The organism is Streptomyces sp. NPDC096136 (assembly GCF_044763325.1).
Lineage (GTDB): Bacteria > Actinomycetota > Actinomycetes > Streptomycetales > Streptomycetaceae > Streptomyces.
This window is the reverse complement of record NZ_JBIWFZ010000019.1, coordinates 1-19,907: the sequence shown is the minus strand read 5'-3', so window position 1 is coordinate 19,907 and position 19,907 is coordinate 1. Positions and strand designations below refer to the sequence as shown.

At 72.2% G+C, this 19,907-nt stretch carries 12 protein-coding genes, 1 tRNA gene and 1 rRNA gene; 4 read left to right on the top strand and 10 right to left on the bottom strand.

Features of this window, described 5'->3' with window-relative positions; all coding sequences use genetic code 11:
* Positions 1-130: 130 nt before the first annotated feature.
* From ACIRBY_RS29890 to ACIRBY_RS29880, 3 genes are all read left to right on the top strand, one after another.
* Positions 131-838, top strand: coding sequence for a hypothetical protein (locus ACIRBY_RS29890; RefSeq protein ID WP_403906310.1), 708 nt, complete (start codon positions 131-133; stop codon positions 836-838).
* A 110-nt stretch (positions 839-948) separates the two neighbouring features.
* The gene (locus ACIRBY_RS29885; RefSeq protein ID WP_403906308.1) at positions 949-1,761 is read left to right on the top strand and encodes an Fpg/Nei family DNA glycosylase; all 813 of its coding nucleotides are present in this window, start codon (positions 949-951) and stop codon (positions 1,759-1,761) included.
* A gap of 32 nt (positions 1,762-1,793) precedes the next feature.
* Positions 1,794-2,564, top strand: coding sequence for an SDR family NAD(P)-dependent oxidoreductase (locus ACIRBY_RS29880; RefSeq protein WP_403906306.1), 771 nt, complete (start codon positions 1,794-1,796; stop codon positions 2,562-2,564).
* Positions 2,565-2,995: 431 nt separating this feature from the next.
* Here the strand turns inward: ACIRBY_RS29880 and ACIRBY_RS29875 are convergent, their stop codons facing one another.
* The 8 genes from ACIRBY_RS29875 to ACIRBY_RS29840 form a co-directional block, all read right to left on the bottom strand.
* A complete protein-coding gene (locus tag ACIRBY_RS29875; protein ID WP_007266936.1) occupies positions 2,996-3,376 on the bottom strand; it encodes a helix-turn-helix domain-containing protein in 381 nt (126 codons plus the stop codon).
* 109 nt (positions 3,377-3,485) lie between these two features.
* Complete coding sequence (locus ACIRBY_RS29870) at positions 3,486-3,986, bottom strand: CinA family protein (protein WP_403906296.1); 501 nt, start codon at positions 3,984-3,986, stop codon at positions 3,486-3,488.
* 56 nt (positions 3,987-4,042) lie between these two features.
* Positions 4,043-4,699, bottom strand: coding sequence for a CDP-diacylglycerol--glycerol-3-phosphate 3-phosphatidyltransferase (pgsA, locus tag ACIRBY_RS29865; RefSeq protein ID WP_042820365.1), 657 nt, complete (start codon positions 4,697-4,699; stop codon positions 4,043-4,045).
* Entirely contained in the window at positions 4,696-6,210 is a 1,515-nt protein-coding gene (gene rimO, locus ACIRBY_RS29860; RefSeq protein WP_390690138.1) for a 30S ribosomal protein S12 methylthiotransferase RimO, read from the bottom strand. Before rimO ends, pgsA begins: the two co-directional genes overlap by 4 nt.
* Positions 6,211-6,355: 145 nt before the next feature.
* Positions 6,356-7,258 (bottom strand): RodZ domain-containing protein, encoded by a 903-nt coding sequence (locus ACIRBY_RS29855; protein WP_403906292.1) that lies wholly within the window; start codon positions 7,256-7,258, stop codon positions 6,356-6,358.
* A gap of 208 nt (positions 7,259-7,466) precedes the next feature.
* Positions 7,467-10,232: a DNA translocase FtsK gene (locus ACIRBY_RS29850; RefSeq protein WP_403906289.1), complete on the bottom strand. Its 2,766-nt coding sequence runs from the start codon at positions 10,230-10,232 to the stop codon at positions 7,467-7,469.
* Between the two features lie 205 nt (positions 10,233-10,437).
* A complete protein-coding gene (locus tag ACIRBY_RS29845; protein WP_045949494.1) occupies positions 10,438-11,118 on the bottom strand; it encodes a two-component system response regulator in 681 nt (226 codons plus the stop codon).
* A gap of 234 nt (positions 11,119-11,352) precedes the next feature.
* Positions 11,353-16,860, bottom strand: coding sequence for a HAMP domain-containing protein (locus tag ACIRBY_RS29840; RefSeq protein ID WP_403906285.1), 5,508 nt, complete (start codon positions 16,858-16,860; stop codon positions 11,353-11,355).
* Positions 16,861-17,052: 192 nt separating this feature from the next.
* On the opposite strand from ACIRBY_RS29840, the gene ACIRBY_RS29835 reads away from it, so the two are divergent.
* Positions 17,053-19,611: a SpoIIE family protein phosphatase gene (locus tag ACIRBY_RS29835; RefSeq protein WP_403906516.1), complete on the top strand. Its 2,559-nt coding sequence runs from the start codon at positions 17,053-17,055 to the stop codon at positions 19,609-19,611.
* Between the two features lie 122 nt (positions 19,612-19,733).
* On the opposite strand, the gene ACIRBY_RS29830 is transcribed toward ACIRBY_RS29835, so the two are convergent.
* Positions 19,734-19,809: transfer RNA gene (locus ACIRBY_RS29830), tRNA-Thr, on the bottom strand.
* Between the two features lie 5 nt (positions 19,810-19,814).
* Positions 19,815-19,907, bottom strand: a 5S ribosomal RNA gene (rrf, locus tag ACIRBY_RS29825); the annotation flags it as partial.

The window sequence follows — 19,907 nt, the reverse complement described above, 5'->3', positions numbered from 1 at the left end:
ACGTATGTCTTGGCCATGTCACGAAACCGCTGCCAGCCGCTCCTGAGCTGGCACAGGCGCTTATCCATGCCTTATCAAAGGTGATCACAGGCACCGCATTGGCGGTGCACAGTCATGGGGGAGAAGAGAAGTGAGCAGCATCAGCATGCGCAAGACCACCCTGGCCGCGGCCGGCCTCGCCGTCGCCGGCACCCTGGTCCTGACGGGCTGCAAGGACGGCAACGAGGAGCTCACCCCGGCGGCGCCGTCCGCCCCGGCCGCCCAGCCGTCCCAGCCCGGCGGCTACGCCACCCCGCCGGCCGGAGCCCCGAGCTCCCCGGCCGCGGAGGGCTACGACGGCGCCTCCGGCGCCCCCGCCGGCGGCGGCGGCGCGGTGGCCACGTCCGGCCAGGCCTTCAAGATCGGCCAGGCGGCGACCGTCCCGTTCACCTCCGGCAGCAAGACCGGCCAGCTCGCCCTCACGGTCACCAGCATCGAGGCGGGGAACCCGGCCGACCTGGCGTCCCTGAACGTCGCCGACAAGGTGAAGGGCAAGACGCCCTTCTACATCCACTACACGGCCAAGAACACCGGCACGACGGACCTGTCCTTCACCTCCGTCGGCCACATGAAGGGCCTGCTCGACGGCGGCGCCGAGTCCGACGTCCTTCTGGTCGTCGGCAAGTTCGACAAGTGCCCGAGCGAGTCGCTGCCGTCCGGCTTCACCAACGGCAAGTCGCAGGCCTCCTGCGCCATCGCCCTCGCGCCGACCGGCGCCAAGGTCACCGGCGCCGAGTACTGGGGCGACCCGTACAACAACCTGAACAAGCCGGCCCAGAAGGGCCTCACCTGGAAGTGATGAGCGGCCCCACGGCCCCTCACCGCTCCTGATCGCGCGACCCCCCTGCGGCGGCCACCCCGCCCGGGGGGTTCCGCGTTTCCCCGCCCCGGCGGCGTGACAATGGCCCCATGCCCGAAGGAGACAGCGTCCACCGCGCCGCGGCCCGGCTGCACGCCGCCCTGGCGGGCAAGACCCTCACCCACGCAGACCTCCGCGTCCCCCGGTTCGCCACCGCCGACCTCGCCGGCCGCACCACCCTGGACGTCACCCCGCGCGGCAAGCACCTCCTCGCGCGCCTCGAAGGCGGCCTCACCCTCCACAGCCACCTCGGCATGGACGGCGCCTGGTACGTCTTCGCCCCCGCCGAGAAGTGGCGCGGCGGCCCCTCCTACGAGATCCGGGCCGTCCTGGCCGCCGCGGACGCGACGGCCGTCGGCTACCGCCTCCCCGTCCTGGAGCTGCTGCGCACCGCCGACGAGGCCCGGGCCGTGGGGCACCTCGGCCCCGACCTCCTGGGGCCCGACTGGGACCCGGACCGGGCCGCCGCCAACCTCCTCGCCGCCCCCGGCCGCCCCCTGGGCGAGGCCCTGCTGGACCAGCGCAACCTGGCGGGGATCGGCAACATCTACAAGTCCGAGCTCTGCTTCCTGGCCGCGGCCACGCCCTGGACCCCGGTCGGCGCGCTCCCCGACCCCGAGGTCACCGCCGTCCGCCTCGCGGGCGCCGCCCAGCGCCTGCTCGCCGCCAACACCGGACACGGCGGCCCCCGCAACACCACCGGCAGCCGCCGCCCCGGCCGGGAGCTGTTCGTCTACGGCCGCGCCCGCCGCCCCTGCCTGCGCTGCGGCACCCCCGTGCGCCAGGCCCCGCAGGACGACCGCCCCACCTACTGGTGCCCGCGCTGCCAGTCCGGTCCCAGCCCGGACGCCCCCACCGATTGACGCCCCGTCAGATCCACTCGTACGGTCCTGGCATGCCCACACCCATCACCGCGTACGACCTCACGGGCCGGACCGCACTCGTCACCGGAGCCGCCGCCGGCATAGGCCGGGCCACCGCGCTCCTGCTCGCCGCCGCGGGCGCGGCCGTGCACTGCGCGGACCGCGACGAGCGGGGCCTCGCCGAGACCGCGGCCCTGATCGCCAAGGCCGGCGGAAGCGCCACCGCCCACCCCCTCGACGTCACCGACCGCGCCGCCCTGCGGGCCGCCGTCGCCGCGGCGGGGCCGCTCGACATCGCCGCCGCCGTCGCCGGGGTCATGCACACCAGCAGCGTCCTGGAGACCACCGACGAGGACCTCGACCGGATCCTGGACGTCAACTTCAAGGGGGTCCTGCGCACCTGCCAGGAGGCCGTCAGATCCATGATCACCGCCGGCCGCCCCGGCTCGGTGGTCACGATGGCCTCCGGCGCCGTGGACGCCGCCCAGCCCGGCCTGCTCTGCTACAGCGCCGCCAAGGCCGCCGTGGTACAGCTGACCAAGACCCTGGCCACCGAGAGCGGGCCGCACGGCATCCGCGTCAACGCCGTCGCCCCGGGGTGGGTCCGCACCCCCATGACCGCCCGCCACACTCCCGAGGCCCAGGAGCAGACGGAGGCCGCCATGGTCCGCATGTCCCCGCTGCGCCGGGTCGGCGAGCCCGAGGACGTCGCCCACGCGGTGCTCTACCTGGCCTCGGACGCCTCGTCCTTCATGACGGGACAGATCCTTCGGCCGAACGGCGGGGTGGCGATGCCCTGGTAGCGCCCTGCGCGCCCGCGTCGGCGGCGCCGGGGGTCCGGCCCCCGGCCCTGCGCGCGGGGCCCGGTACGCAGTGCACGGGCAGCAGCCCCAGTCCCCAGCCGCCGATGGCTATCGCCCCCTCCACGGGGCCCGAGTCGGCCGGCGCCACCGCCAGCCTCACCACGGCCCACCACCACAGCGCGCCCGCCGCGAGCACGAGGGGCAGGACCAGCACGACGGACAGAGCCACAGGTATGCGCAGTAACAGCCGCACGGCCACCTCCCAGAGGGCCGGTTCCCGGTCGCGCCCATCCTCCCGCACACCCCCGGCCCCCGCACCCAGAACGACGGGCACCCGGCCGGCGGCGGGAGCCGTGGACGGCAAGGAGCCCCGGCCGGTGCTCCACGCACCACCCGGGGCTCCGCCACACCCACGTGTCCAGCTCGCGCACTCAAGCGGCTACGACGTTCACCGCTTCCACGGGTGCCTTGATGGTCACCCGTTCGGGTCCGCCCGTGACCGAGGCCACGGAGACCGAATTGAGCATCGGGCGCACCGGTGCCGGCACCGGTTCGCTTGCGGCTGCCGACTGCGCGAGCTCGGCCAGCGACAGCTCGTCACTGACTTCGCGCATCAGCTCGGACATCCGTACGTCCAACGCGTCGCAGATCGCGGAGAGCAGCTCGGAGGATGCCTCCTTCTGCCCCCGCTCCACCTCGGAGAGATAGCCGAGCGAAACTCGGGCGGACGAGGAGACTTCGCGCAGAGTACGGCCCTGGCGCTGGCGCTGCCGACGCAGCACGTCACCCAGCAGGCGACGGAGCAGAATCATCGGTGGCTCCCTCCTCTGACCGTGTAGCCGTAACCTTCACGCCCCACCGTACCGCCTCGCGCCGCGGCCGTGCGGGGAGCGATGTCGTGTTCACTCAGGGCTGCAAACATCAAATCCCCCCGTTCTGTTCCGTATCCTGCCCCCGCGGATTCTCGCGGAGTTCGCTCGAGAGCAGTTCGAGCACTGTGCGTGCACTCTCCCTACGGATTTCCGTACGGGAGCCGTTCAACCGCAGCCGGGCCGTTTTCCTGCCCCCCGGACCCGCCACGGCGACGAAGACGGTGCCGACCGGCTGCCCGTCCTGGGGGTCCGGACCGGCCACCCCGGTCGTCGCGATCCCCCACGACGCGCCCATCACGCGCCGCACCCCGTCGGCCATCTCCGCGGCGACCTGGGCGTTCACCGCGCCTTCGGCCGCGAGCAGGGCCGCGTCCACCCCGAGGACGCGGTGCTTGAGTTCAGTGGCGTACGCCGTCACCGACCCGCGGAAGGAGCGCGATGCCCCCGGCACCGCCGTCAGCTCCGCGGCGACCATCCCCCCGGTCAGCGACTCCGCCACGGCCAGGCTCTGGTCACGCTCCGCGAGCAACCGCAGCACGTCTTCGGCCACGCGCACGGCGCCGTACCCCGCCCCCGCGGATTCCGGCGCCTCCCCCGCCCCCTTCGTCACTTCGCGGCCCGCTCCGCGGCCAGTCCCGCCCGGCGCAGCACCAGGGCCTGCCGGACGTAGTCCAGACCGGTGACCACGGTCAGCACGACGGCCACCGCCATCACCCAGAAGCGCAGGGTCGCCAGCGGGCCGGTCAGCGCGAGCACGTACATGCCCACCGCCGTCCCCTGGGCCAGCGTCTTGAGCTTGCCCCCGCGGCTGGCGGGGATCACCCCGTAGCGGATCACCCAGAACCGCATCAGCGTGATGCCGAGCTCCCGTCCGAGGATGACCCCGGTCACCCACCAGGGCAGGTCCCCGAGCCAGGAGAGACACACGAGCGCCGACCCCATGATCGCCTTGTCGGCGATGGGGTCGGCGATCTTCCCGAAGTCCGTGACCAGGTTGTACGTCCTGGCCAGGTGCCCGTCGAAGATGTCCGTGATCATGGCGACGGCGAAGGCAGCCCAGGCCAGGGCCCGCCAGACGGGGTCGTAGCCCCCGTCGGCGAGCAGCAGCAGGACGAATCCCGGCACGAGGACGAGCCGGACCATCGTCAGGATGTTGGCGATGTTCCAGAGGCTGGCCTGGTTGACGGCCGCAGTCCCGAGCTTCGCGCCGGGCGCGGGCCGGCGGCCGGTCCCGCCCGCCGCCGATGCCGGGACTCCGCTCATCCGGCCGCCTCCTGGATTTCCGAGAACTCCGTGCCCAGGGGTTCGGCCACCAGGTCCACGCCCAGCGTGCCGACCACCTTGGCCGTGACGATGCGCCCCGGCACCAGGCCGGTGCCGTCGGTGAAGACGACCTGGCCGTCGGTCTCGGGGGCCTGGTGGGCGGCGCGCCCGTAGGCGCCCTCGCCCTCCTCCGCCTCGTCGAACGGGACGACCGTCTCGACGAGTACCTCAAGGGTCTCGCCGATCCGCTCCTCCGCACGCTGGGAGGTGAGCTCCTCGGCGAGCCGCTGCATGTGCGCGAGGCGCTCGGCGACGGTCTCCTCGTCCAGCTTGTTCTCGTAGGTGGCGGCCTCCGTGCCGTCCTCGTCCGAGTACCCGAAGACGCCGATGGCGTCCAGGCGGGCGTGGGTGAGGAACCGCTCCAGCTCGGCGAAGTCCTCCTCGGTCTCGCCGGGGAAGCCGACGATGAAGTTGGAGCGGACGCCGGCCTGCGGGGCCTTGGAGCGGATGGTGTCCAGCAGCTCCAGGAAGCGGTCGGTGTCGCCGAAGCGGCGCATGGCGCGCAGCACGTCGGGGGCCGAGTGCTGGAAGGACAGGTCGAAGTACGGCGCGACCTTGGGGGTCGAGGTGAGCACGTCGATCAGGCCGGGCCGCATCTCGGCGGGCTGGAGGTAGCTGACGCGGACGCGCTCGATGCCGTCGACGGCGGCGAGCTCGGGCAGCAGGGTCTCCAGCAGGCGGATGTCGCCGAGGTCCTTGCCGTACGAGGTGTTGTTCTCGGAGACCAGCATGATCTCCTTGACGCCCTGCTCGGCGAGCCAGCGGGTCTCGCCCAGCACGTCGGAGGGGCGGCGGGAGATGAAGGAGCCGCGGAAGGACGGGATCGCGCAGAAGGAGCAGCGGCGGTCGCAGCCGGAGGCCAGCTTCACCGAGGCGACCGGGCTCTTGTCCAGGCGGCGGCGCAGCGGGGCGCGCGGACCGGAGGCGGGGGCGACGCCCTCGGGGAGGTCGGCGGGGGCCTCCGCGGGCGCCTCGGCGCCGTCCTGGGCGTGTCCGGGCAGGGCCACGGAGGCCTTCTGGCGCTCGGCCGGGCTGATCGGCAGCAGCTGGCGCCGGTCGCGCGGGGCGTGGGCCTCGACGCTGCCGCCGCTGAGGATGGTCTGGAGGCGGCTGGAGATGTCGGCGTAGTCGTCGAAGCCGAGGACCCCGTCGGCCTCGGGGAGGGCCTCGGCGAGCTCCTTGCCGTAGCGCTCGGCCATGCAGCCGACGGCGACGACGGCCTGGGTGCGGCCGTGGTCCTTGAGGTCGTTGGCTTCCAGCAGGGCGTCTACGGAGTCCTTCTTGGCGGCTTCGACGAAGCCACAGGTGTTGACGACGGCGACGTCCGCGTCGGCGGCGTCCTCGACGAGCTCCCAGCCATCCGCCGCCAAGCGGCCTGCGAGCTCCTCCGAGTCCACCTCGTTACGGGCGCAGCCAAGAGTGACAAGGGCGACGGTACGGCGTTCGGGCATGGACTCAAGACTACTTCGTCCCGGCGCCGGCCCCCGCCCCACGTCCCCCCACAGCAAGATCCCCGGGGGCCGGCGGCAGGTGCCGCACGGGTCCCGGGGATCTGGAATTTTTTATTCCGGGCTGCTCGCCGCCGATCGGGGCCGGTCAGCCCGCCTGGGCCTGGCCCTGGCGGGGGTCGTCCTTGGTGTAGGTGAGACGTTCCACCTGGCCCGACTCGAACCGGTCCTTGATCTCCTTGCCGTTCACGAACAGCTTGACGGCACCGGCGTCACCCAGGACGAGGTCCACGGACTCCTTGTCGGTGAACGTCTTCGACTCGCCGTGCGCGAGGGTGCCGTCGAAGAGCAGCCGGCCGCTGTGGTCCTTCGCCGAGATCCAGCTCTCGCCGACGTCGGCCGTCAGGACCACGGTGACGAGGTCCTTGGGCGCGGCCGCGATGGCGCTGTCCGAGGGCTCCGGCTTGGGGGCCTGGGGTGCCTGCGGGGTCTTGGCCGGGGGCTGCTGCCCGCCCGCCGACTGCTTGGGCGCCGGCTGCGGGGAGGCGGAACCTTCCGCCACGGGGTGCTTGGCCTTCTCGTCGCCGCCGCTGAAGGCGGTGAAGCCGACGAAGCCGATCACGGCGACGATCGCGGCGACCATGGCGGCGGTCCAGTTGGGCCGCTGCCGTTCGGGGCGGATGCGCTCGGCGTCGAACATCGGCGCGGCGGGGGTGGGTGCCGGCCGGCCGCCGTGCGCCGCGTCGTACATCTCGACCAGGGGTACCGGGTCGAGGTGAACGGCGCGGGCGAGCGTACGGATGTGGCCGCGGGCGTAGACGTCGCCGCCGCACCGCGTGAAGTCGTCCTCCTCGATCGCGTGCACGATCGGGATGCGCACGCGCGTGGTGGACGAGACCTCGTCGACGGTGAGCCCGGCGGCGATCCGGGCCTTCTTGAGGGCCGTCCCGATGGACGGTCCTTCGACGGAGCGTTCGACGAGACGGTCCTCGGACCGGTCGTCGGCCGAAGGCCGCTCTTCTTCGGGGGAGTTGGAGTTGCCGATGGACACAAGGGCGCCTTTCGAGCGTGTAGCCACCTGCTGGATGTCCAGTCTAGGGGGGTGACGAAAGGGTCGGGCAACCGGAGGGTCCGCTTCCTACGCCATCCGTATGGCGAGGGCGCCGCCCGCCGCTGCCTCCCTCAACTTGACGCGCGCCCAGGGGAAACGGTTGCCCGCCGAACCCCCTGCGGTCGGGTGAGGCGGGCGGATCCCCGTTCTAGGGAGCCTCTCCCCGGATGACGGCGAGCACGGCGTCCAGTTCGTCCGGTTTGATGAGGACGTCGCGGGCCTTGGAGCCCTCGCTGGGGCCCACGACCCCCCGGGACTCCATGAGGTCCATCAGCCGCCCCGCCTTGGCGAAGCCCACGCGCAGCTTGCGCTGGAGCATCGAGGTGGAGCCGAACTGGGTGGAGACCACCAGCTCGGCCGCCTGGCACAGCAGGTCCAGGTCGTCGCCGATCTCCTCGTCGATCTCCTTCTTCTGCTTCTGCCCGACCGTGACGTCGTCCCGGAAGACGGGGGCCATCTGGTCCTTGCAGTGCTGGACGATGCCCGCGATCTCGTCCTCGGTGACGAAGGCGCCCTGGAGGCGGACCGGCTTGTTCGCACCCATCGGCAGGAACAGTCCGTCACCCTTGCCGATGAGCTTCTCGGCGCCGGGCTGGTCCAGGATGACCCGGCTGTCGGCGAGCGAGGAGGTCGCGAAGGCCAGTCGCGAGGGCACGTTCGCCTTGATCAGACCGGTCACCACGTCCACCGAGGGCCGCTGGGTGGCGAGCACCAGGTGGATGCCGGCCGCGCGGGCCAGCTGGGTGATCCGCACGATGGAGTCCTCGACGTCGCGCGGGGCCACCATCATCAGGTCCGCGAGCTCGTCGACGATCACCAGCAGGTACGGGTACGGGCTCAGCTCCCGCTCGCTGCCGGGCGGCAGCTTGATCTTGCCGTCGCGGATCGCCCGGTTGAAGTCGTCGATGTGCCGGTACCCGAAGGCGGCCAGGTCGTCGTAGCGCAGGTCCATCTCGCGCACCACCCACTGGAGGGCCTCGGCGGCCCGCTTGGGGTTGGTGATGATCGGCGTGATCAGGTGCGGGATGCCCTCGTAGGCGGTCAGCTCGACCCGCTTGGGGTCGACCAGGACCATCCGCACGTCCTCCGGGGTGGCCCGGACCATGATCGAGGTGATCAGGCAGTTGATGCAGGAGGACTTGCCGGAGCCGGTGGCGCCGGCGACCAGCACGTGCGGCATCTTCGCGAGGTTGGCCATGACGTAGCCGCCCTCGACGTCCTTGCCCAGCGCGACCAGCATCGGGTGGTCGTCCTCGGCGGCGTCGGCCAGCCGCAGGACGTCGCCCAGGTTGACCATCTCCCGGTCGGTGTTCGGGATCTCGATGCCGACCGCCGACTTGCCCGGGATCGGGCTGATGATGCGCACGTCCGGGGAGGCCACGGCGTAGGCGATGTTCTTCGCCAGCGCCGTGATCCGCTCGACCTTCACCGCGGCGCCGAGCGTGACCTCGTACCGGGTGACCGTCGGGCCCCGGGTGAAACCGGTGACCTGGGCGTCCACCTTGAACTCGGTGAACACGTTCGTCAGCGCCGCGACCACCGAGTCGTTGGCGGCGCTGCGGGTCTTGCCGGGACCGCCCTTCTCCAGCAGGTCCAGCGAGGGCAGCGCGTACGTGATGTCCCCGCGCAGCTGGAGCTGCTCGGCGCGGGGCGGTAGGGGCTGGTTCTCGGGCGGGGCCTTGGTCAGGTCCGGCACCGACAGGGTGCCCGAGGCCGCCGCGGTGGGCTCGTGCGGCACGTCGGCGGGCTCCGGCTCCGCCGGGGCGGCTGGGGCGGCCGGCCGCTCCTCGCGGGCGGGCGGCACGGGGGCGGTGATCTCCACGCCGTCCCGCCGGGGGGTGATCCCCTGGGTGAGGTCGGCGACCACCGGGGACGGCGGCAGCCCCCCGAAGACCACCCCGTCCAGCGCGGCGGCGGCCGCCGCGGCCACGTCGACGGCGTCCATCTCCCGCTCCCCCGGCCGCGCGGCGGCGCGGCGGGGGCGGCGCCGCTTGGCCAGGGCCGCCTCCTCCGCGGCGTCCGCGGGGTCGCCCGGCTCCGCCGCGCCCTCCGTGCGGGCCCGCCACTGCTCGGCGTCGTGCCGGTCGGCGCCCGCGGCCTGGCCGTACCCCTCGTCGTACTCGTTCGGGGCGATGATCCCCAGCCGGATCCCAAGCCGGCGCAGCCGCTGCGGGATCGCGTTGACCGGGGTGGCGGTCACGACCAGCAGGCCGAAGACGGTGAGCAGCACCAGCATGGGCACGGCCAGCGGCGCGCCCATCGTGAAGATCAGCGGCTTGGAGGCGGCCCAGCCGATGAGCCCGCCCGCGTTCTGCATGGCGGTGGTGCCCTCGTCGCGGCCGGGGGCCCCGCAGGCGATGTGCACCAGCCCGAGGACGCCGATGACCAGGGCGGACAGGCCGATGCCGATGCGCCCGTTGGCGTCGCTCTGCTCGGGGTGGCGGATGAAGCGCACCGCCATGACCCCGAGCAGGATCGGAACGAGCAGGTCCAGGCGCCCGAAGGCCCCGGTGACCAGCATCGTGACCAGGTCCCCGACGGGCCCGCTCAGGTTGGACCAGGTCCCGGCGGCGACGATCAGGGCCAGGGCGAGCAGGAGCAGCGCGACGCCGTCCTTGCGGTGGGCGGGGTCGAGGTTCTTCGCCCCCCGGCCGATGCCCCGGAAGGCCTTGCCGACGAGGTGCGCCAGCCCCAGCCAGCAGCCGCGCACGACCCACAGCACGCCGCCGGTCGGGGACGGCGCCGCCTTGGCGGCCGTCTTCTTCGCCGGGGCGCGCTTGGCCGCCGCGGCCTTCTTCGCGGGGGGCTTGCGCGCGGGGGCCGTCTTCTTCGCCGGCGCCGCCGTACGGCCGGGGCGGCCCTTCGCGGTGCCCGCGGTGCTCTGGGAACCCTTGCCGGACGTACGTGAGGCCATGGGGCCGAGGTTACCGGTGCGCGCGCCGGTGGACACGCGTGCCCACCCCTTCACCCGTTCGTGTCGCCCCGTCCGTACGCTCTTTGACGCACCGGCAGACCTGACGGTCCCCCATCAGTCCCTCGGGCCGCCCCGCTTCGCCTCCCGTCCGGGGCAACCGGGGGAGGCGGCGTCCGCGCCGGGACCCGGGTCCCGGCGCGGCCCCTCAGCCCTGGGCGGGCAGGACCGGCGCGGTCCCGCCGGCTCCCGGCTCCAGCGCGTCCAGCGCCCGCCGCAGCCCCGTCAGCTTGCGCTCCAGGTGCGCGGCCGTCGCCACCACGGCGGCGTCGGCGGAGTCCTCGCCGAGCTGCTTGGTCAGCGCCTCGGCCTGCTCCTCGACCGCCGCGAGCCGCGCGGAGAGCTCGGCCAGCAGCCCGGCCGCCTCCTTGCTGCCGTCGCCGTTGGAACCGCCGCCCTCCAGCTGGAGGCGCAGCAGGGCCGCCTGCTCCCGCAGTTGGCAGTTCTTGGTGTAGAGCTCGACGAAGACCGAGACCTTGGCGCGCAGCACCCAGGGGTCGAACGGCTTCGAGATGTAGTCCACCGCGCCCGCCGCGTACCCGCGGAAGGTGTGGTGGGGACCGTGGTTGATCGCGGTGAGGAAGATGATCGGGATGTCCCGGGTCCGTTCGCGCCGCTTGATGTGCGCGGCGGTTTCGAACCCGTCCATTCCCGGCATCTGCACATCCAGCAGGATGACCGCGAAATCGTCCGTCAGCAGCGCCTTGAGCGCTTCCTCCCCCGACGACGCCCGGACCAGTGTCTGATCGAGCGCGGAGAGGATGGCCTCCAGCGCCAGCAGATTCTCCGGCCTGTCGTCGACCAGGAGGATCTTGGCCTTCTGCACCATGCCCTGTCCTCCTCGCCCCGGCATGGGGCCTCCCCGGCTCCGGGCGCCGGCCTGTGTGCCGGGGCCCGCCCCAGAGGACGGCGTCTTCGCGCCGTCCGTCCTTGTGCCGGTCATCGTAGCCCCAGTCCCGAGATCGCCACACCCTGTCACCAAGATGTCACTGTGCACGAACCGGAAACGCGGCGGGAGGGCGGAAGGTTCCCCTCGCGCCCTCCCTCCGCGCCCGGCCGACGGTCAGTCCCCGCGCATGTGCTGTTCCATGACCGACAGCAGGTAGTCGGGCTCGACCGGCTTGGTGACGTAGTCGGAGGCCCCGGAGTCGATGGCCTTCTCCCGGTCCCCCTTCATCGCCTTCGCCGTCAGCGCGATGATCGGCAGCCCCTCGAACTGCGGCATCCGCCGGATCGCCGACGTCGTCGCGTACCCGTCCATCTCCGGCATCATGATGTCCATCAGGACGACCGCCACGTCGTCGTGCTGCTCCAGCACCTCGATGCCCTCCCTGCCGTTCTCGGCGTAGAGCACCGCCAGCCCGTGCTGCTCCAGCACGCTGGTCAGGGCGAACACGTTGCGCACGTCGTCGTCCACGATGAGCACCCGCTCGCCGTGGAATCCGTACGTGCGCGGCGGCGCCGGCAGCGGCTCCTGCTCCTCCCACGCCACCGCGTCCGGCTGCCCCGGCACCTCGGTGCGCGGCAGCGGACCGGCCGCGGGCTTGCGCCGCCGCCGGAACAGCGCCGAGGAACCGTGTCCGGCGGGCTCCGCCACCGGCAGGGCCTGCCGCACCGGGACCGCGTTCTTCGGGGCCGCGGGCAGCGCCGCCACCGGGACGGGCTGCGGCGCCGGCGGCGCCTCCCCGGCCGCCCTGCGGTACTCCCCGCGCGCCCCGCCGGGCGTGGGCGGCGCGTACCCCTGCGGGGGCAGCTCGCTCGGGTGCAGCGGCAGGTACAGGGTGAACGTCGACCCGCGCCCGGGCTCGCTCGCCGCGTGGATCTCCCCGCCGAGCAGCCGGGCGATCTCCCGGCTGATGGACAGCCCCAGGCCCGTGCCGCCGTACTTGCGGCTCGTCGTGCCGTCCGCCTGCTTGAACGCCTCGAAGATCACCAGCATCTTGCTCGCCGCGATCCCGATGCCGGTGTCGGTCACCGAGAAGGCGATCAGGTCGGCGTCCGCGTCGCGCAGCGACCCGGCCTCCAGCAGCTGCTCGCGGATCGCCGTCGGCACGTCGGCCCCGGCGGGCCGGATCACCAGCTCCACCGCGCCGTTGTCGGTGAACTTCACCGCGTTCGACAGCAGGTTGCGCAGCACCTGGAGCAGGCGCTGCTCGTCGGTGTGCAGGGTCGCGGGAAGCTCCGGCGAGACCCGTACCGAGAAGTCGAGGCCCTTCTCCGCCGTCAGCGGCCGGAAGGTGGCCTCCACGTAGTCCACGAGCTGGACCAGCGCGATCCGCGTCGGGGAGACGTCCATCTTCCCGGCCTCGACCTTCGACAGGTCGAGGATGTCGTTGATCAGCTGGAGCAGGTCCGAGCCCGCCCCGTGGATGGTCTCCGCGAACTCCACCTGCTTCGGCGAGAGGTTCTCGTCCGCGTTGTCCGCCAGCAGCTTCGCCAGGATCAGCAGCGAGTTGAGCGGGGTGCGCAGCTCGTGCGACATGTTCGCGAGGAACTCGCTCTTGTAGCGCATCGAGACCGCGAGCTGCTCGGCGCGCTCCTCCAGGACCTGCCGGGCCTCCTCGATCTCGGTGTTCTTCACCTCGATGTCCCGGTTCTGCTGGGCCAGCAGCTCCGCCTTCTCCTCCAGCTCCGCGTTCGCGGCCTGGAGCGCCTTCTGACGGTTCTCCAGCTCGTCGGAGCGCTCGCGCAGCTGCTCGGTCATCTCCTGGGACTGCTTGAGCAGCATCTCCGTCTTCGAGTTGACGGAGATGGTGTTGACGCTCGTGCCGATCATCTCGGCGATCTGGCTGAGGAAGTCCTTCTGGATCTGCGTGAAGGGCTGGAAGCCGGCCAGCTCGATGACGCCGAGCACCTTGCCCTCGAACAGCACCGGCAGCACGATCACGTGCGCCGGCGGCGCCTCGCCCAGCCCCGAGGAGATCTTCAGGTAGCCCGGCGGGGTGTTCTCCACCAGGATCGTCCGCTTCTCCTCGGCGACCGTCCCGATCAGCCCCTCCCCCGGCCGGAAGGAGATCGGCATCTGGCCGCCCGCGTACCCGTAGCTCCCGCGCATCCGCAGCTCGTACGAGCCGCCCGCGCCGCCGTCCGTACCGATCTCGGGGCTGCCGCCCATCGGCACCGCGAGGAAGAACGCGCCGTGCTGCGCCGCGACCACCGGCGTCAGCTCGCTCATGATCAGCCCGGCCACGTCGTCCAGGTCCCGGCGGCCCTGCATGAGGGCCGAGATCCGGGCGAGGTTGCCCTTGAGCCAGTCCTGCTCCTTGTTGGCCAGGGTGGTGTCGCGCAGGTTGACGATCATCGTGTTGATGTTGTCCTGGAGGGCCTGGATCTCGCCCGCCGCGTCCACGTCGACCTTCAGGCTCAGGTCCCCGCGGGTCACCGCGGTGGCCACCGCCGCGATGGCGCGCACCTGGCGGGTCAGGTTGCCGGCCATCTCGTTCACGGACTCGGTGAGGTCCCGCCAGGTGCCGTCGACGTCGCGCACCCGGGCCTGCCCGCCGAGGATGCCCTCGGTGCCCACCTCACGGGCCACCCGCGTCACCTGGTCGGCGAACGAGGACAGCTGGTCGACCATCGTGTTGATGGTCGTCTTCAGCTCCAGGATCTCCCCGCGCGCATCGATGTCGATCTTCTTGGTCATGTCGCCCTTGGCGATGGCCGTCGTGACCATGGCGATCTGCCGCACCTGGCCGGTGAGGTTGGACGCCATGAAGTTCACCGAGTCGGTGAGGTCCTTCCACGTGCCCGAGACCCCGGGGACGTGCGCCTGACCGCCGAGGCGGCCCTCCGTGCCCACCTCACGGGCCACCCGCGTGACCTCGTCCGCGAAGGAGGACAGGGTCTTCACCATCGTGTTGACCGTGTCGGCGAGCTGCGCGACCTCGCCCCGCGCCTCGACGGTGACCTTCTTCGTCAGGTCGCCGTTGGCCACGGCCGCGGACACCTGGGCGATCCCGCGCACCTGCGCCGTCAGGTTCCCGGCCATCGTGTTGACGTTGTCCGACAGGTCCTTCCAGATGCCGGTCACCCCGCGCACCCGGGCCTGTCCGCCCAGGATGCCCTCGGTACCCACCTCACGGGCCACCCGCGTCACCTGCTCGGCGAACGAGGACAGCTGGTCCACCATGGTGTTCACCGTGGTGACCAGTTCGAGGATCTCGCCCTTGGCGTCGACGGTGATCTTCTTGGACAGGTCGCCCATGGCCACCGCCGTGGTCACCTCGGCGATGTTGCGGACCTGCGAGGTCAGGTTGTTCGCCATGAAGTTGACGGACTGGGTGAGGTCCTTCCAGGTGCCCGAGACCCCCTTCACCTCCGCCTGTCCGCCCAGGATGCCCTCGGTACCCACCTCGCGGGCCACCCGGGTCACCTGCTCCGCGAAGTTCGAGAGCTGGTCGACCATCGTGTTGATGGTGTTCTTCAGCTCCAGGATCTCCCCGCGCGCGTCCACGTCGATCTTCTGCGACAGGTCACCGCGCGCCACCGCCGTCGCGACCTGGGCGATGTTGCGCACCTGCGAGGTCAGGTTCCCGGCCATGCCGTTCACCGAGTCCGTCAGGTCGCGCCACACGCCGGCCACCCCGGGCACCTGCGCCTGGCCGCCGAGCCGGCCCTCCGTGCCCACGTCCCGGGCCACCCGCGTCACCTGCTCCGCGAAGGCCGAGAGCTGGTCGACCATCGTGTTGATGGTGTTCTTCAGCTCCAGGATCTCGCCCCGCGCGTCCACGTCGATCTTCTGCGACAGGTCACCGCGCGCCACCGCCGTCGTCACCTGGGCGATCTGGCGCACCTGCGAGGTCAGGTTCCCGGCCATGAAGTTGACCGAGTCGGTCAGCTCCTTCCAGGTCCCGGAGACCCCCTCGACCCTGGCCTGGCCGCCGAGACGCCCTTCCGTCCCCACGTCCCGCGCCATCCGCGTGACCTGGTCGGCGAAGGAGGACAGCTGGTCCACCATCGTGTTCACGGTGTTCTTCAGCTGGAGCATCTCGCCGGAGACGTCCACGGTGACCTTCTGGGAGAGGTCGCCGTTGGCCACCGCCGTCGTCACCTGCGCGATGTTGCGCACCTGGCCGGTGAGGTTGCGGAAGGCGGTGTTCACCGAGTCGGTGAGGTCCTTCCAGGTCCCCGCCGCACCCGGCACCTGCGCCTGACCGCCCAGCTCGCCCTCGACGCCGACCTCACGGGCCACCCGCGTCACTTCCGCACCGAAGGACTGGAGCTGGTCCACCATCGTGTTGACGGTGTTCTTCAACTCCAGCATCTCGCCGGCCACGTCGACCGTGACCTTCTGCGACAGGTCGCCGTTGGCCACCGCGGTCGTCACCTGGGCGATGTCCCGCACCTGCGTGGTCAGGTTGCGGAAGACCGTGTTCACCGAGTCGGTGAGGTCCTTCCAGGTCCCCGCCGCACCCGGCACCTGCGCCTGACCGCCCAGCAGGCCCTTCGCACCGACCTCGCTGGCCACGCGCGTGACCTCGTCCGCGAAGGTCCGCAGGGTCTCCGTCATCTGGTTGATCGTTTCGGCCAGCTGCGCCACCTCGCCCCGCGCGCTGACCCGTACCTTCTGCGACAGGTCGCCGTTCGCCACGGCCGTCGTGACCTGCGCGATCCCGCGCACCTGGGCCGTGAGGTTGCCCGCCATCGTGTTGACGGAATCGGTCAGGTCCTTCCAGACGCCCGCGACCCCGGGCACCTTGGCCTGACCGCCCAGCTCGCCCTCGGTGCCCACCTCGCGGGCGACGCGCGTCACCTCCGAGGAGAAGGAGGACAGCTGGTCCACCATCGTGTTCACGGTGTTCTTCAGCTGGAGCATCTCGCCGGCCACGTGCACCGTGACCTTGCGCGACAGATCGCCCTTGGCCACGGCCGTGGTCACGAGGGCGATGTCACGCACCTGGGCGGTGAGCCGGTAGGCCATCGTGTTGACGGAATCGGTCAGGTCCTTCCAGGAACCCGACATCCCGCGCACCTGGGCCTGACCGCCCAGCTTGCCCTCGGTACCGACCTCCAGCGCCACCCGCGTCACCTCGTCGGTGAACGCGGACAGCTGGTCGACCAGGTTGTTGACCGTCCGCCCGACCTTCAGGAACTCCCCGCGCAGCGGGTGCCCGGCCCCGTCCTGGGTCTGCGTCCGCAGGTCCATCCGCTGGTCCAGGTCGCCCTCGGCCACCGCCGACAGCACCCGGCCCACCTCGGACACCGGCCGGGCCAGGTCGTCCACCAGCTGGTTCGAGGCGTCGATCGCGGCCGCCCAGGAACCCTCGCAGGCCCCCGTCTCCAGCCGCTCGCCCAGCTTGCCCTCGCGGCCCACCATCCTCCGGACCCGCGACAGCTCCCCGGTCAGGTGCAGGTTGCGGTCGGCGACCTCGTTGTAGACGGCGGCGATCTCCGCCATCACACCGTCGCCGGACACCGTCAGCCGCTTGCGGAAGTTCCCGTCCCGCATCGACACCAGGGCCGTGAGCAGCCGGTTCAGTGCGGCGGTGTCGACCTCCGTCGTCCCGCTCCGCCGGGACCTACCGCCCTTGGGCCGCGTTCCCGTACGCCGCACCGCTGCGCCAGACTCCACCGTGTCCCTCCCGAAAGGGTCGACCTGTGTTCCACCGGATGTCCGGCTGTCCAAGAGCCGGCTCTCCAAGCCTGCCCAGTGTTTCACCCCGGCCGAACGCGGCCATAACACTCCGGCACCTTCGCACACCGTCCGCACCCTGCGGGTGGAATCCCGAACGACGGCCTCACGGCCGCCGCGAAGGTAAGTAACCTGGCATCCGATGTCCCACCGCGTCGAAGGAGACTCGTGATCACGGCACGGGCGGCTGCCAGTTTCACCCCGCAAGGGCGGTCGGTCGCCGCCGCCCGCGCCTTCGTCCGCGACACGCTCCAGGGCTGGGGCTTCGCGGACATCGTCGACGACGCGGTGGTGCTGACCAGCGAACTCGTCACCAACGCCGTCGTCCACGCCGGAACCCAGGCCGAGGTCCTGTGCCTGCGCGCCGAGGACGGCGTACGCGTCGAGATCGCCGACCGGTACCCCGAGCGCGAACTCCCCCTGCGCCACCCCGACGAGCGGCCGTACGCCGACCCGGACCGCGAGAGCGGCCGCGGCCTCATGCTCTGCGCCGCCCTCGCCACCCGATGGGGCGTCGAGTACACCAGCACGCGCAAGCACGTGTGGTTCCGCCTCGACCTCCCGGACCGGCCGGTCGGTACCCGCTCGGCGGGCCCCGTCGTCCCGGACCGGTTCCTGCCCCTGGCCGACAGCCGGGTCCGCGTCGCCGTCCTCCAGATCGACGCCGCCGACGCGATCTCCGCCTGGAACGAGGACGCCGAGCACGTCTTCGGCTACGCCGCCGAGAAGGTCGTCGGCCGCCCCCTCGCCGAACTCGCCGCCTGGCCCCAGACCCCCGGCACCGGCACCGGCATCGCCGAGGCCCTGCGCCTGTCCCGCTGGGAGGGCAGCTACGGCATCCGCGGCGCCGACGGCCGCGTCATCCCCGTCTACGCCTCGCACCTGCGCGTCCGCGACGCCCACGGGGAGCCGTCCATCGTCTGCCTCCTCGTCCACGACGACGAGCGCGCCCTGCTCCAGACCCCCGTACGGGCCGCGCCCTCCGACGGCCAGCTGTCCGAGCCCCGACCCGCGGACCCCTTCGAGGTGTTCATCGGCTCCCCCGCCCCCGACGACCTCGACGGCCTGCTCCAGCGCACCGTCGAGCGGGCCCGGGACATGCTCGACGCCGACGCCGCGTTCCTCCTGCTCGCCACCGACGACGAGACCGAGCTGGAGGTCCGCGCCACCACGGGGCTGCCCTCCACCCGGCAGCGCTTCGCCCGCGTCCCCGTCGAGGCCGGCACCAGCCGCTACGGATCCGCCCGCCTGCCCGCCGTCCACGACGACCTCTCCGCCGTCCCCGGGGCCGTACCGCTCCTGGAGTCCACGGGCATGCGCTCCGTGGTCACCGTCCCCCTGAAGGTGGAGGGACGCCTCACCGGCTCCCTGGGCGTGGCCGCCGAGAACCCGGGCCGCTACACCAACGAGGAGGCCCTGCGCCTCCAGTTCGCCGCGGACCGCATCGCCCTCGCCGTCGAGTCCGCGCGCCTCGGCGAGCTGGAGCGGCTGCGCCGGGGCTCCCTGTCCTTCCTCGTCGAGGCCTCCGACCTGCTGGCCGGCACCCTCGACCGGGACCAGACCCTGGCCCTGATGGCCCAGATGACGGTCCCGACGCTGGCCACCTGGTGCGCCGTCTACACGATCGCCGACCAGGCCTCCGACCCCTATCTCGCCTACGTCCTGCACGAGGACGAGGAGCGGATCGACGGTCTGAAGGACCTGCTGTCGCGGGTGGAGCCGCCCGAGCCGGTCCGTGAGGCCGGCGCCCGCCCCTGGCCTGCGACGGCCGCGGCGGTCGGCGGCGAGACGGTCGTCCTGCCCCTCCTGGCCCGCAACCGGGTGATCGGCATGCTGACCCTGGGCAAGCCCAGCGAGGAGCACTTCCGCCAGGAGATCCTGGAACTGGCCGACGACCTGTCGCGCCGGGCGGCCCTGGCCCTCGACAACGCCCGCCTCTACTCGGAGCGCACGGCGATCAGCCGCTCCCTCCAGCGCAGCCTCCTGCCGCCCGGCTCCCCCGCGATCCCCGGCATGGAGGTCGAGGTCATCTACCGTGCCGCCGGCGAGGGCAACGAGGTGGGAGGCGACTTCTACGACGTCTTCCCGATCCGCGACGGCGCGTACGGCTTCGCCATCGGCGACGTCTGCGGTACGGGCCCGGAGGCGGCGGCCGTCACCGGCCTGGCCCGCCACGCCCTGCGCCTGCTGGCCCGCGAGGGACTGGGCGGCCCGGCGGTCCTGGAGCGGCTGAACGCGGCCATCCTCGACGAGGGCGCCCGCAGCCGCTTCCTGACGCTCCTGTACGGCGAGCTGCATCCGCAGCCGGACGGCGGCGCCGTGATGAAGGTGGTCTGCGCCGGGCATCCGCTCCCGCTGCGCCTGCGCCCGGACGGAGAGGTCACCGCGGCGGCCGAACCGCAGCCGCTGCTCGGTGTGATCGACGACCTGGACCTCTACGAGCAGACCCTGTCGCTGGATCCGGGTGACGTCCTCCTCTGCGTCACGGACGGCGTGACGGAGCGCCGGGAGGGCGCCCGCATGCTCGGCGACGACGGCCTGGCCGAGGTCCTCACCACCTGTACGGGCCTCACCGCCGGCGCGGTGGCCGCCCGTGTCCTGCGCGCGGTCGAACGCTTCGCGGCGGAACCCGCCTCGGACGACATGGCCATCCTGGCCTTCCGCGTCCCCCACCCCCGCGAGGGCTCCTGACGGATCCCGCCCGGGTCCGGGCCGCCTCGACAGGCGGTCCGGACCCGGGTGGTCCGCGACCGGCACGGACCGGCCCCGGAAACGCAAAAAGGCCCCCGCCTGATGGCGGGGGCCTTTTTGTTTGGAGCCCTTTAACGGAATCGAACCGTTGACCTTCTCCTTACCATGGAGACGCTCTACCGACTGAGCTAAAAGGGCGGGTTGTTCGGCGGCGTCCTACTCTCCCACAGGGTCCCCCCTGCAGTACCATCGGCGCTGAAAGGCTTAGCTTCCGGGTTCGGAATGTAACCGGGCGT